Genomic DNA, 13,469 nt, shown 5'->3' with positions numbered 1-13,469 from the left:
GCAGGCCCCGTGCAGGTTCGGTGAAACCGCGGTGAAACCGGCGGGCCGCAGACTCCTCCCCATGAACGACACCACTCCGGCCGTCCTCGCCCGGGACCTCCTCAAGACCTTCGGCGACCAGCGCGCCGTCGACGGCATCGACCTCGAGGTACGACGTGGCGAGGTCTTCGGCGTGCTCGGGCCCAACGGCGCCGGCAAGACCACGATGCTGAAGATGCTGGCCACCCTGCTGCCGATCGACGGCGGCTCCGCCGAGGTCTTCGGCCACGACGTCCGCCACGAGCCGCACGTCGTGCGTCAGCTCCTGGGGGTCACCGGCCAGTACGCCTCGGTGGACGAGAACCTCACCGCGACCGAGAACCTCTGGCTCTTCGCCCGGCTCCAGGGCGTCGACCGTCGTACGGCGCGCAGCACGGCCGCGAGCCTGCTCGAGCAGTTCGACCTCACCGATGCGGCGAGCAAGCCGATCTCGGCGTTCTCCGGCGGGATGCGCCGCCGGCTCGACCTGGCGGCGAGCCTGATCACTCGCCCGCCCCTGATCTTCCTCGACGAGCCGACGACCGGGCTGGACCCGCGCACCCGCGGCCAGATGTGGGACACCATCCGCGACCTCGTCGCCAACGGCTGCACGGTGCTGCTGACCACCCAGTACCTCGACGAGGCCGACCAGCTCGCGGACCGGATCGCGGTGATCGACCACGGCCGCAAGGTCGCCGAGGGCACCTCCGACGAGCTGAAGTCGTCGGTCGGCCGCTCGACGCTCCAGCTCAGCCTCGCCGACCACCACCAGCTGCCGGTCGCGGTCGAGATCGCGCACCGGCTGATCGGCGGCGAGGCCCCGGCCCTCTCGCCGGAGTCGCGCCGGCTGACCGTGCCGCTGCAGCGCAGCGACCAGGCCGTCGACGTCCTGGTCGCCCTCCGCGAGCGAGGCATCGCGATCGAGTCGGTCAGCGTCCAGAAGCCGTCCCTCGACGAGGTCTTCCTGGCCCTGACCGGCCACGGGGCCGGCGACCACACCGACCCGTCCGACTCCCCCACCGACTCACCCGTACTGGAGAACGTCCGATGACCGCCCTGACCACCCACCTCCGCGACCCCGGCGCCGGCCTGTCGCCCCACGTGAGCCTGCGGGCCACCCTCAGCCAGACCATGACCCTGGCCTGGCGCGCCACCATGAAGATGCGCCGCAACTTCGAGCAGCTCTTCGACGTGACCATCCAGCCGCTGCTGTTCACCGCGATGTTCGCGGGCATCTTCGGCGGCGCGGTCTCCGGCAGCGTCACCGACTACCTGCCGGTGATCATCCCGGGCCTGGTCGGCCAGACGGTGCTGACCGCCTGCGTCGCCACCGGCGTCCAGCTCCGGGAGGACATGGACAAGGGCGTCTTCGACCGGTTCAAGGTGCTGCCGATCTCCCGGATCGCACCCCTGGCCGGCCCGATGGTCGCCGACATGCTGCGCTACGCGATCGCCAGCACCCTGACCTTCGGCACCGGCATCGCCCTGGGCTACCGGCCCGGCGGCGGCGTGCTCGGCGTGGCCGGCGCGATCCTGTTCGGGATCGTCGCGGGCTGGTCGATGGCGTGGATCTTCACCTGGTTCGGCACCGTCGGGCGCACGGCCCAGGGCGTGCAGGCCACGTCGCTGATGGTGATGTTCCCGCTCACCTTCCTGTCCAACGCGTTCGTGCCGACCTCGACCATGCCCGACTGGCTGCGGGTCTTCGCCGACGCCAACCCGGTCTCCCACGTCATCACCGCGATCCGCGACCTGGCCAACAACGGCCACGTCGGGGCCGACGCGGCATGGGCCCTCCTCGGCTGCGCGGTCGTCGTGGCGATCTTCGCCCCGCTGTCGGTGCGCAGCTTCACCCGGAAGATGTGAGCCCGGCGCCGGTCAGCGCCCCGAGCACCTCGGCGTGCAGCTCGGCGCCACGCCGCGCGGCGTACTCCTCGGCCAGCTCGGCGAGGCGTCCGGGCGCCGCCAGCTCGGCGCGGTCCCGCAGCGGCGGCCAGGCGAGCACCGGGAACCACCGGTTGTAGCCGAAGGCGAGAGCCTGGGCGAGCAGGCGTACGCCGGCGTCGCGCTCCTCGCTGGAAGTCGCGGTGTCGAGCACCCGGGCGCCCAGGGCGGCGACCAGCATCCCGGCCACCGGGTAGTCGAGCGCACCCTCGGGGCCCGACAGCAACCCCGTGAGCACCCGCACCGCCTCCCCGGTCAGCACGGCCGTGCGCTCCTCCTGCGCTGCGGACGGAGCGTGCCGCACGTGCGCGGTCAGCGCCGTACCGAGCGCCACCGCGACCCACGGCTCCAGACCGTTGGTCTCGACCCCGGCGAAGCGCATCGCGCGCATGCTCTCCACCGACCCCGCCCAGGCGTCGAGCGCGGCCGCGACCTCGCCACGGGCGAGTAGCAGCTCGGCACGCACCTGCTGCTGCACCACGCCGCCGGTCAGGTCCGTCGGACGGGGCTCCCCCGACGCCGCCAGCAGTCGGTCGGCCTCGTCGAGGTCGCCGTCCTCGAGCGCTGCCAGCGCATGGCTGGTGCGCATGCTGAGCGCGTCCTCGTCGGAGTGGAGCCGCTCGAGCAGCGGCACGGCGACGCGGGCGTGCTCGACCGCCTCGTGATGGCGCCCGGCGTTGAAGCACAGCATCGCCAGCTGCGCGTGCAGGGTCGCCACCTGCCAGGGGGTCGCTGCCTCGGTCACCCGGTCGAGCGCCTTCTCGACGTAGGTGCGGGCCGCGTCGGTCTCGCCCTGGTTCTCCGCGAGCACCGCCGCCCACTGCCAGGCCGTCAGCGCCGTGCGCGGGTCGGGGTCGTCGGCCAGTGCCAGGGCGGCGGCGACCCGCCCGGCCGGGGGGACGTCGGCGGCGAAGAGGGCCTGGATGACCCGCGTCCACGGCTGCTCGCAGGGGCCCAGTCGCTGCATCATCGCCGTCAGCTCGTCGACCCCGTCCGGGCGCAGGAAGCCGATGTGGACCACCAGCAGCCCGACCGCCTCGAGCGTCACCTGGACCAGCTCGGGGGGCGGGTCCCAGTCGGTCACCACGCGTTCGGCGAGGTCGGCCAGGGCGAAGAAGCGTGGGTGGTTGCCGGTGATCGCCCACAGGGCACCCTGGGCCGCCAGCAGGGGTACGGCGTGCGCCGGGTCGCCGGCCAGGAGGCACCGGCGCAGCACGTCGGTCAGGTTGCCCTCCTCGGCCGACAGCAGGTCCATGGCCTCGATCTGGCGGGAGCCGAACACCTCGGGCCGCACCTGCGTCGCGAGCCCCAGGGCCCAGCGGGTCTGCGCCGCCCGTGCCTCCTCGGTCGCCTGCTGCTCGGCGAGCCGCTGGGTCCCGAACTCCCGGACCGTCTCCAGCATCCGGTAGCGGGTCACCCCGTCGTGCTCGGAGACCGTGAGCAGCGACTGGTCCACCAAAGCCGCGACCCGGTCCGGTCCGTCGGGTCCCAGCACCACGCAGGCGGCGTCGGCCGAGAAGCCGTCGTGGAACACCGACAGCCAGGCCAGCGCCTGCTGCTCGGCGGGCGCCAGCAGGTCCCACGACCATCCGATCACCGCGGTCAGGGTCTGGTGCCGGGCCGGGGCGCTGCGGTCGTGCCCGCGCAGCAGGGTGAAGCGGTCGGCGAGCGCACGTCGTACCTCGTCGACGGACATCGTGCGGATCCGCGCCGCCGCCAGCTCGACGGCGAGCGGGAGGCCGTCCAGCCGGGCCACGACGTCGTCCACGGCCTCGGCCGGCAGGTCGACGTCGGGGCGGACGGCGCGGGCCCGGCGGCGGAACAGCTCGGCGCCGTCAACGGGCGCGAGCTGGCTGAGCAGGAAGACCCGCTCGGCAGCGATCCCCAGCGGAGCGCGGCTCGTGGTGACGATCCGCAGGTCGCGGGTGGTGGCGAGCAGGAAGGCGACGAGCGAGGCCGCGGCGTCCAGCACGTGCTCGCAGTTGTCGAGCACGAGCAGGGTCGGGACGGTGTCGAGCTCCTGGGCGATCCGGCCGCGGACGTCGGCCAGCTGCGCGGGGGTGAGGGTACGACGACCGGTCACCGAGTTGCGGACGCCCAGGGCGGTGCCGACCTCCGAGACGACGTCCTCGGACGCGGAGATGCCGACCAGCTCGACGAAGTGCACCCGCGGCTGGGTGGCCTCCCGGGCCAGGACGTGCGCGGTCCGGGTCTTCCCGAGGCCGCCCGGACCCAGGATCGTGGTGAGCCGGCCGGTCCGGACAAGGACGCGCAGTCCGGCCAGGTCCGCCTCGCGGCCGAGGAGCTCGTCGGCCTCGTAGCGGACCCCGGTCCGTACCGGGGCGTCGGACGCGAGCAGCTCACGGTGGACGCGCCGCAGGGCGGCGTCGGGGTCGACACCGAGCCGGTCGGCGAGGTCGCGGCGGTAGGAGTCGTAGCGCTCGAGGGCGGCGGGCACCCCGACCGCGGTGGCCTCGCTGCGCAGCAGGGCCTCGAGCACCTCGACGTCGTCGGGGTCGGTGGCGTGGACCTGACGGAGCAGGTCGACCGCCGTCGAGTCCCGACCCGAGCGGCCGAGAGCCAGCGCCCGCAGCCGGTCGAGACCCGGGGCGTGGGCCGCGGCCGAGCGGCGCAGGTCGCCGAGGGGGCCGTCCCCGCCGATCTCGCCGATCGACGCCACCAGCCCGGAGGCTGCGTCGGCCCAGACCAGGGCCTCGCCGGCGTCGCCGTCGGCCAGGCTGCGGGCGGCGTCACGCACCAGACGTTCCAGCACCCGGACGTCGACCGCATCGTCGGCCAGAGCGAGTCGGTACCCGCCGTCGTACCTCGCGACGACCTCGGCGCCGACCTGGGTGCGCAGCCGGGAGACCAGCACCTGCAGCGCCTTGCCCGGTGCGGCGGGGGGCTCGTCACCCCAGATCTCGGCCACGAGGCGGTGGTCGGCGGCCCCGGCGCGTTGCTGTGCCAGGGCGGCCAGCAGGTCCGCGAGCCGTCCACCGGCGACCGGGCGCCCGTCGTACGACACCTCGCCGAGAAGCCGCAGCCGGATGGTCACCGGCCCAGCATAGGAAGCCGTCGTGGACCGACAGGTGCGCCGCTACCGTCCGGGAGGGAAGATGGCCCCGTCGTCGATCCGGAGGAGCCACCGTGAAGAGCACCATGCAGGACGTCCCGCTCACCATCGGCTCTCTGATGAAGCACGGCACCACCGTCCACGGGGACGCCGAGGTCGTGACCGCGACGGCGACCGGCACCCGCAGCACGACGTACACCGAGCTGGGGCGGCGCGCCGCGCAGCTCGCCCACGGTCTGCGCAGCCTGGGCATCACCGCCGACCAGCGGGTGGCGACCTTCCAGTGGAACAACGTGGAGCACCTCGAGGCCTATCTCGCCGTCCCGTCCATGGGCGCGGTCCTGCACACCCTCAACATCCGGCTCTTCCCCGAGCAGCTGGTCTACATCGCCAACCACGCCGATGACCAGGTGGTGATCGTCGACGACTCGCTGGTCCCGCTGCTGGCCAAGCACCTCGGCGAGATGACGACGGTGACCCACGTGGTCGTCGCCGGCCCGGAGGCCGCGGAGGCGGACCTCGACTCGCTCCGGGCGTCCGGCAAGGAGGTGCTGCTGTACGAGGACCTGCTGGACGGGCAGCCGGTCGACTTCGACTGGCCCGACGTGGACGAGCGGGACGCCGCCGCGATGTGCTACACGTCCGGCACCACCGGCAACCCCAAGGGCGTGGCCTACAGCCACCGCTCCGCCTGGCTGCACTCGCTGGCGGTCAGCACCGGCAACGTCAGCGGCGTCACCTGCCACGACCGGATCCTGCCGATCGTGCCGATGTTCCACGCGAACGCCTGGGGCCTGGCCTACGCCGCGCTGATGACCGGCGCCTCGCTGTGCATGCCCGACCGGTGGCTCCAGGCGGAGCCGATGGTCAGGTTCATCCAGGCGAGCCGCCCGACCATCTCCGGGGCGGTGCCGACCGTGTGGAACGACGTGCTGCACTACCTCGACGCCCACGAGGACGTGAAGCTGGACTCGCTGCGCTTCATCCTGTGCGGCGGCTCCGCCGTACCCGTGGCGCTGCAGAAGGCGCTCCAGGAGCGGCACGGCATCTACGTCCGGCAGGCCTGGGGCATGACCGAGACCTCTCCGGTCGCGTCCGCTGGGACCGTGCCGGTCGGGGTGACCGGTGAGGACGAGTGGAAGTACCGCGGATCACAGGGCCGGCTGCTGTGCGGGGTCGAGGCGCGCATCGTGGGCGACGACGCGACGGAGCTTCCGCGTGACGGCGAGTCCGTCGGCGAGCTCGAGGTGCGGGGGCCGTGGGTCACCGGCAGCTACTACAACCCCGACGACCCGGAGGCCGAGGCGAAGTTCCACGACGGCTGGCTGCGCACCGGTGACGTCGGCACCCTGGACGAGCTCGGCTACATCACCCTGACCGACCGCGCCAAGGACGTGATCAAGTCCGGCGGTGAGTGGATCAGCTCGGTGGACCTCGAGAACGCCCTGATGAGCCACCCCGACGTGCTCGAGGCGGCGGTGGTCGGCATCCCCGACGAGAAGTGGCAGGAGCGGCCGCTCGCGACCGTCGTCCTCCGGGAGGGCGCGAGCGCCACGGTCGAGCAGCTGCGCGACCACCTCGCCCAGTCGTTCGCCAGGTGGCAGCTCCCCGACGCCTGGGCGTTCATCCCGCAGGTCCCGCGCACCTCGGTGGGCAAGTTCGACAAGAAGGTGATCCGCAAGGAGTTCGCCGACGGCACGCTCGACATCACCCGACCCTGAGTCGGGTCAGGTCACGACACTCGGCTCACCGGGCCGGCAGCATCCTCAGGAGACTTCCATCTTCCGCGCCGAGGCCACGGCGAGACGCGTCAGGGCGAACTCCGTGACCCGCACCAGGGCCCGCTTGGCCGACTCGCGGTCCCGCGCGTCCACGCTGATCAGGGGTACGTCGTCGGGAAGCGCGAGCGCCTCGGCGATCTCGTGGAGCGGGTACTTGTTCCCGCCCTCGAAGTCGTTGACGGCCACGATGAACGGGACGTCCTTGGACTCGAAGTAGTCCAGGGGCGCGAAGGCCGCGTCGAGGCGGCCGGTGTCGACCAGCACGATCGCCCCGATCGCTCCGCGGACCAGGTCGTCCCACATGAACCAGAAGCGCTTCTGCCCCGGGGTGCCGAACAGGTAGAGCACGATGTCCTCGGCCAGGGTGATCCGGCCGAAGTCCATGGCCACCGTGGTGGTGGACTTGGACGGCGTGCTGGCGAGGTCGTCGACGCCTTCGGACTCGTTGGTGACCAGAGCCTCGGTGCGCAGCGGCACGATCTCCGACACGGAGCCCACGAGCGTGGTCTTGCCGACGCCGAAGCCGCCGGCGATGACGATCTTCGTCGAAGCGGCGGCACGGCGGCCGTTAGAGAGCGCGGAGTCCACGGAGGGTCCTTTCGAGGAGGTCATAGCGTTCGTCGTCGGTGGAGTTCTCGGTGATCGTGGCCTGGACGTGGACGTAGCCCTGCTGGACCAGGTCGCCGAGCAGCACCCGGATCACGCCGATCGGTGTGGTCAGCAGTGCCGAGCACTCGGCGACGGAGCGGGAGTCGCAGACGCCGATGATCCGGCCCTGGAGGTCTTCGCCCCAGGCACGACGGGTGGCCGAGGTGTCGAGGCGCAGTGTCGCCTCCAGCGGCAGGTCGACCACCGAGCGGGTGCGACCGGCCGTCAGGGCGTACGGCCGCACGATCCGGGCGGCCGGCGGGGCCGCTCGTCTCTGGTCGCCCTCGGGCTCGTTGCTGGACATGGGGCTTCCTCAGACGCCGATCACGCGGGCTTGGGCCTGGACCATCTGGCCGACGCGCTCGACCATGAGGGCCATCTCGTAGCCCACCTGCCCGATGTCGGCGGTGGCCTGCGTGAGCACGGCCAGGTGAGAGCCGTCACCGACGCTCATCAGCAGCATGAACCCGCTCTCCATCTCCACGATGGTCTGCAGGACCGCACCGCCCTCGAAGAGCCGCGCGGCACCGGTGGCCAGGCTGGCCAGTCCGGAGGAGACCGCGGCCACCTGCTCGGCGCGGTCGGCCGGAAGCCGGTTGCTCGCTGCCATCAGCAGCCCGTCCGCGGACACCAGGACGGCGTGTGCGGCGCCCGGGACGCTGTCGACGAATCGGTTGACGATCCAGTCGAGCTCCCGCGTCTCGGGTCCGACGGAGGTCAGGTCTACCTGGAGGCTCTCGGTCATGCTGGGCCAGTCTCCTCGTGCGCGTAGTTCTCGGGCAGGGGTTGTGCGGCTGCTGCAGCCCGTCCGCGCGAGACACCGGCCGAGTGTGCGGCCAGGCGGTTGCGGATCGCTTCCGGGTCACGGGCGATTGCGGCAGGTTCGGGGGTGACGCCGCCGGGGACCAGGCGGCCGCCGGGGCGTCGTACGGGCAGACCGGTGCGGGTCCTGGTGTCGGTGCTCGCCGTCTCGGCCTCGGTCGCGGTCTCCCAACCGCGCTCGACCTCGTTGGACGTCCAGGGCCGCTCGGGCTCGTCGTTGAGCCAGTTGGAGCGGAGCTGGCCGAAGATCGGGGTCTCCGGCGGCTCGTTGCCGTCGTGCACGAGCTCGCCGTCGAGGGCACTGGCCGCGGGCGCCGCCGACAGTGGCCGACGGATGGTCAGGCGCACCGGCACGTCCTGTGCGGTTGCCACGGCGGGCGCGGGCTCCGACACGGGAGCGGGGTCGGGCACGGCGGCGACGATCGCCGGCTCGGCCGGCGTTCCGGCGCTGGTCGGCTGGCCGAGGGGCTGGGGCCGCCACGACGAGCCGAACGACGCGACGACCGCGTCACCCACCTCCTCGTGCTCGGGCTCCGGCTCGTCCACGTCGTCGTCCACGTCGTCGTCCACGTCGTCGAGCTGGGCCACCTCGGTGGCGGGCTCGTCGTCGGTGGCCGGCGGCTCGGCACCGAAGTCGGGCGTGACGACCTCGGCGAGGGTCTCCTCGGGCTCGCTGTCCTCGGCGGCCTCCGGGTCGGAGACCTCCTCGGTGGCGTCGTTCTCTGCGACGGGCTCGGGGAGCCCGCTCTCGAGGTCGTCGAGCTGGCTGGGCAGCGCGACCGGCTCGAAGCCGGCGGGCAGCTCGGGCGCGGCGTCGAACATGCTGACCGCAGCGGCGGGTGCCTCGACCGGGGCGTCGGTGGTGACGTTGGCGCCCGGGCGGCGGCGGGGCAGCCCGGTCACCGCGGCGATGGCCTCCTCGATCCGCTCGAGGTAGGGGTCGTACTCCTCGTCCGGCTCGTCCTCGAAGACGGGTGCGACGGGAGCCTCCTCGACGGTCTCCGGCGCGTCCATCAGGGACGCGTGGTGCACGGGCTGCTCGGAGGCCAGGACGGCGTCGGGCAGGATGATCGTGGCGATGATGCCGCCACCGGTGGTGTTGCGGCGCAGCTTGACCCGCAGGCCGTGCTCGTGCGCCAGGCGGCTGACCACGAACAGGCCCATCCGGCGGGCGGTGTCGACGGTGACCTCGCCGCCCTGCTTGAGCGCCTCGTTGGCCTGGGCCAGGGCGTCGCCGGCCATGCCGAGCCCGGTGTCCAGGATCTCGATCTCGACGCGTCCGGTCTCCTCGGCGGCCTGGATCACCACCGGCGATCCGGGCGGCGAGTACGACAGGGCGTTGTCGATCAGCTCGGCGAGCAGGTGCACCACGTCGGAGGCGGCCCGGCCGGAGATCCTCCGGTCGGGGGCCGCGTCGATGCGGACCCGCTGGTAGTCCTGCACCTCGGAGACGGCGGCGTGGATGACGTCGGAGACGCTGAGCTCCTCGAAGCTGGCCGTGCGGCCCTGGGTACCGCCCAGGATCACCAGACTCTCGGCGGTGCGGCGCATCCGGGTGGCCAGGTGGTCGAGGCTGAACAGCTGCTCGAGACGCTGCGGGTCCTCTTCGTCCTGCTCCAGCGACTCGATCAGGGCGAGCTGCTGGTTGACCAGGGTCGTGTTGCGGCGCGACAGCGTGACGAACATGGCGCCGACCTGGGCACGCAGCTGGGCCTCACCGGTCGCCAGGGTGACGGCCTGCCGGTGCATGTCGTCGACCGCCCGGGCGAGCTGACCGAGCTCCTCCTTGCTGTGGACCGCGATCGGCTGGATCTCCTCCGGCTCCTGGCCGTTCCGGATCCGCTTGACGGTCTCGGGCAGCTGGACGTGGGCCACGTCGAGCGCACCGTTGCGCACCCGGCGCAGCGGGTTGATCAGCGCGCGGGCCATCAGGAGCGCCAGGAGCAGTGACGCCACCAGGGCGGCCAGGATGATCGCCGTGTCGGTCAGCGCCCTGGTCTTGGAGTCCGAGGCGCGGGTGGCGATCAGGCTGTGGATCTCGTCGAGCAGGCTCGCGTTCAGAGCCTCGTAGCGCAGGAAGTCCGTCGGCGGGGCCGCCAGGTCCTGGACCTTGTTCGTCGTCGCCTCACCGAGGCGGGTGCTGTTGCTCGTGATCAGCTTGGAGACCTTGCCGCTGCCACCGGCCGCGGCCCGGAGGTTGCTCAGCGCGGAGCCCTCGACGCCGACCTCGGCGGCCAACCAGACCGAGCCGAGCTGGCTCGACTGCTGGGTCGAGCTCTGGATCAGCAGCTGCTGCTTGGTCAGCGAGAGCTGGGCGTTGAGTGCCTGCACGAGTCCCTCGACGTTGGGGTCGGGCACACCGCTGGTGTTCAGCGTCTCGTTGATCAGGGCGGTCGTGTAGCGCGTCATCTCGCTGAGCTGCACGGGCTTGGTGGCCGTGAGGCCGGTGCCGGAGCCGGTCCGGAGCTCGGTGCCGATCTTGGTGAGCGAGCTGACGAGCCCGGCCTCGGTCGGGGTCAGGTTGGCCGAGGCGGCCGCCTTCCTCAAGGTGGTCGCGGCGGCGTCGAAGGTCTGGGTCGGGCTGCCGCCGGCGGAGTCGATCTTGGCGGCCAGGGGCGCGGGCAGGGTGAGGCGCTCCGAGGCGGCGAGGTAGGCCACGGCGGGGCCGATCACCCCCGCGTGCTGCTGGGTCGCGGAGTAGTCGCTGGCCGAGGACAGCTCGGTGGACACACGAAGGCCACCGAACACGGCGGCCAGGGCGACGGGGACGGCGAGCACGGCGACGACCTTGCGGCGTACCGACCATTCCGACACACGGAACGTTGACGACGCGCCCGAGATGGCGCCACGACGAATGTTCAGCAACGGTACTCCAGGAAAGCTTGAGTCCTACCCGCACCGCCGACCTGCGTCAGTGATGGCCGGGCCCCATTCCCCGGCTTTGCCACCATAGGCACCAGGCGCGATTTGGGAAGGCAAAATGGCAAAGAAGTGGCCCGAACGGGGACTATCCATGGCCCGAACTGACTAGACGCCGCGCCACTCCGGGTCAGGCGCGGGCGCGGGGGTGCGCAGCGGCGAAGACCTCGCGCAGGTTGTCGACGGTGACCAGCGTGTAGATCTGCGTCGTGGTCACCGACGCGTGCCCCAGGAGCTCCTGCACGACGCGCACGTCGGCACCTCCCTCGAGCAGGTGGGTGGCGAACGAGTGACGCAGGGTGTGCGGCGAGACGTCACGGGTGACGCCGGCCCGGTCGGCCGCCTTGACCAGCACCGTCCACGCCGACTGGCGGGAGAGCCGGCCGCCGCGGGCGTTGAGGAACAGGGCCCCGGCCCGCGCCGTCGAACCGGTCGAGGCGAGCTCGGGCCGGGACCGTGTCAGGTAGGCGTCAACCGCCTCGAGGGCGTAGGAGCCGACCGGCACGAGGCGCTCCTTGCCGCCCTTGCCGCGCAGCAGCACCGTGCCGTCGACCCGGTCCAGGTCGTCGACGTCGAGCCCGACCGCCTCCGAGATCCGGGCGCCGGTGCCGTAGAGCACCTCGAGCAGCGCCCGGTCGCGGAGCGCGAGGGTGGTGCCGGCCGCACCCGCGGCGTCGAGGATCGCCTCGATGTCGGCCAGCGGCAGCGCCTTGGGCAGGCGCCGCGCCGGCGACGGAGGTCGTACGGCGGACGCGGGGTCGACGCGGGCCAGGCCGTCGGCGACGCAGAACTTGTGGAAGCCGCGCACCGCGACGACCGTGCGCCCCGCCGAGGTCGCCGACAGGGGCGGGTGCTCGGCGTCGCCCTCGCGCAGGCGGACCAGGAACGCCGCCACGTCCGCCTCGGTCACCGCGTCGAGGTCACCGATGCCGGCCCCGCCGAGGAAGCCGAGGTAGCGGCGCAGGTCGCGTCGGTACGACGACAGGGTGTTCGCCGCGAGGCCCCGCTCGACCGTGAGGTGGTCGAGATAGGTCCGCAGCGCGCCTGCGACGTCAGCCAAGCTCAGCCGACTCCGGCCAGGAGCTCGTCGAGGTCGGCCGCCTCGATGCCCACTGCCTCGCCCACCGGGGCGTTGGTGAGTCGGCCGGCGTGCGTGTTCAGGCCGAGCGCCAGGCTGTGGTCGTCGCGGCAGGCCTGCGCCCAGCCCTTGTCGGCCAGGGACACGGCGTACGGCAGCGTTGCGTTGGTCAGGGCGTAGGTCGAGGTGTTCGGCACCGCACCCGGCATGTTGGCCACGCAGTAGAAGATCGAGTTGTGGACCTCGAAGGTGGGGTCGGCGTGCGTGGTGGGGTGGGTGTCCTCGAAGCAGCCGCCCTGGTCGACGGCGATGTCGACCAGCACCGAGCCGGGCTTCATCTGCGCGACGAGGTCGTTGGTGACCAGCTTGGGCGCCTTGGCACCGGGGATCAGCACGGCCCCGATCACCATGTCGGCCTCGCGCACCTGCTGCTCGATCGCCAGCCTGGACGACGCGAGACCGTGCACGCGGTTGTTGTAGCGCCAGAACGACATCCGCAGCTTGTCGAGGTCGGTGTCGAGCAGGGTCACGTCGGCACCCATGCCGAGGGCGATGTTCGCGGCGTTCTGGCCGGAGACGCCGGCACCGATGATCACCACCTTGGCGTTGGCGACGCCACCGACGCCGCCCATCAGCACCCCGCGTCCGCCCTGGGCCTTGAGCAGCGAGTAGGCGCCGACCTGGGGCGCCAGGCAGCCGGCCACCTCCGACATCGGGTAGAGCAGCGGCAGCCCGCCCGAGGGCAGCTGCACGGTCTCGTAGGCGATCCCGGTCACCTGGCGGGCGATCAGCTCCTCGGTGAGGGGCTTGTCGGCGGCCAGGTGCAGGTAGGTGAAGAGGGTGAGCCCCTCCCGCATCCGGTGGTACTCCTCGGCGATCGGCTCCTTGACCTTGAGCACCATGTCGGCGGTGCCCCAGACCTCGTCCGCGCTGTCGAGGATCTTCGCCCCGGCGGCCTCGAACTCGCTGTCGTCGATCTGCGAGCCGACGCCCGCGCTCTTCTCCACGAAGACTTCGTGGCCGTGTGCCGAGAGCTCGTGCACGCCGATCGGCGTGATCGCGACGCGGTATTCGTGGTTCTTGACTTCCTTGGGGACGCCGACCTTCACCTTCGTACTCCTCACAGACACCGGCCCACCTCGCTGGGAGCCGGTCAGACACTATCCAATGTGACGCCGACCACGAC

General features: G+C 72.2%; 10 protein-coding genes. 3 read left to right on the top strand and 7 right to left on the bottom strand.

The features are described 5' to 3' along the window. Window positions 1-61 precede the first annotated feature (61 nt). Both E3N83_RS04440 and E3N83_RS04435 read left to right on the top strand, forming a co-directional pair. Window positions 62-1,069 carry an ATP-binding cassette domain-containing protein gene (locus E3N83_RS04440; RefSeq protein ID WP_151082156.1) on the top strand — a complete coding sequence of 336 codons (1,008 nt, stop codon included), beginning with the start codon at window positions 62-64 and terminating at the stop codon, window positions 1,067-1,069. Then, complete coding sequence (locus E3N83_RS04435; RefSeq protein ID WP_151082155.1) at window positions 1,066-1,884, top strand: ABC transporter permease; 819 nt, start codon at window positions 1,066-1,068, stop codon at window positions 1,882-1,884. Before E3N83_RS04440 ends, E3N83_RS04435 begins: the two co-directional genes overlap by 4 nt. Here the strand turns inward: E3N83_RS04435 and E3N83_RS04430 are convergent. After that, window positions 1,868-5,017, bottom strand: a complete 3,150-nt coding sequence (locus E3N83_RS04430) for an ATP-binding protein (protein ID WP_151082154.1) — start codon at window positions 5,015-5,017, stop codon at window positions 1,868-1,870. The two genes, E3N83_RS04435 and E3N83_RS04430, sit on opposite strands and share 17 nt — an antisense overlap. A 92-nt stretch (window positions 5,018-5,109) precedes the next feature. Between E3N83_RS04430 and E3N83_RS04425 the strand changes: the two genes are divergently transcribed. Further along, the gene (locus E3N83_RS04425; protein WP_151082153.1) at window positions 5,110-6,756 is read left to right on the top strand and encodes a fatty acid--CoA ligase; all 1,647 of its coding nucleotides are present in this window, start codon (window positions 5,110-5,112) and stop codon (window positions 6,754-6,756) included. Window positions 6,757-6,801: 45 nt separating this feature from the next. Here E3N83_RS04425 and E3N83_RS04420 read toward each other — a convergent pair whose 3' ends face one another. The 6 genes from E3N83_RS04420 to ald form a co-directional block, all read right to left on the bottom strand. After that, window positions 6,802-7,404, bottom strand: coding sequence for a GTP-binding protein (locus E3N83_RS04420; protein WP_202879321.1), 603 nt, complete (start codon window positions 7,402-7,404; stop codon window positions 6,802-6,804). Continuing rightward, window positions 7,385-7,768, bottom strand: a complete 384-nt coding sequence (locus E3N83_RS04415) for a DUF742 domain-containing protein (RefSeq protein WP_151082151.1) — start codon at window positions 7,766-7,768, stop codon at window positions 7,385-7,387. Before E3N83_RS04415 ends, E3N83_RS04420 begins: the two co-directional genes overlap by 20 nt. A 9-nt stretch (window positions 7,769-7,777) precedes the next feature. Further along, window positions 7,778-8,209: a roadblock/LC7 domain-containing protein gene (locus tag E3N83_RS04410; protein WP_151082150.1), complete on the bottom strand. Its 432-nt coding sequence runs from the start codon at window positions 8,207-8,209 to the stop codon at window positions 7,778-7,780. Continuing rightward, window positions 8,206-11,100 (bottom strand): sensor histidine kinase, encoded by a 2,895-nt coding sequence (locus E3N83_RS04405; RefSeq protein WP_151082149.1) that lies wholly within the window; start codon window positions 11,098-11,100, stop codon window positions 8,206-8,208. Before E3N83_RS04405 ends, E3N83_RS04410 begins: the two co-directional genes overlap by 4 nt. Before the next feature lie 235 nt (window positions 11,101-11,335). Continuing rightward, entirely contained in the window at window positions 11,336-12,265 is a 930-nt protein-coding gene (gene xerD / locus E3N83_RS04400; protein ID WP_151082148.1) for a site-specific tyrosine recombinase XerD, read from the bottom strand. 2 nt (window positions 12,266-12,267) lie between these two features. Continuing rightward, complete coding sequence (gene ald, locus E3N83_RS04395; protein WP_151082147.1) at window positions 12,268-13,392, bottom strand: alanine dehydrogenase; 1,125 nt, start codon at window positions 13,390-13,392, stop codon at window positions 12,268-12,270. Window positions 13,393-13,469: the final 77 nt, after the last annotated feature.

This window comes from Nocardioides cynanchi (assembly GCF_008761635.1).
GTDB classification, from domain to species: Bacteria; Actinomycetota; Actinomycetes; order Propionibacteriales; family Nocardioidaceae; genus Nocardioides; species Nocardioides cynanchi.
This window is presented reverse-complemented; position numbering and strand designations above follow the sequence as displayed.

Coding starts and splice junctions, on each gene's coding strand:
- E3N83_RS04415 (WP_151082151.1), bottom strand. CDS start 7,768: ATGTCCAGCAACGAGCCCGAGGGCGACCAGAGACGAGCGGCCCCGCCG.
- E3N83_RS04440 (WP_151082156.1), top strand. CDS start 62: ATGAACGACACCACTCCGGCCGTCCTCGCCCGGGACCTCCTCAAGACC.
- E3N83_RS04410 (WP_151082150.1), bottom strand. CDS start 8,209: ATGACCGAGAGCCTCCAGGTAGACCTGACCTCCGTCGGACCCGAGACG.
- E3N83_RS04435 (WP_151082155.1), top strand. CDS start 1,066: ATGACCGCCCTGACCACCCACCTCCGCGACCCCGGCGCCGGCCTGTCG.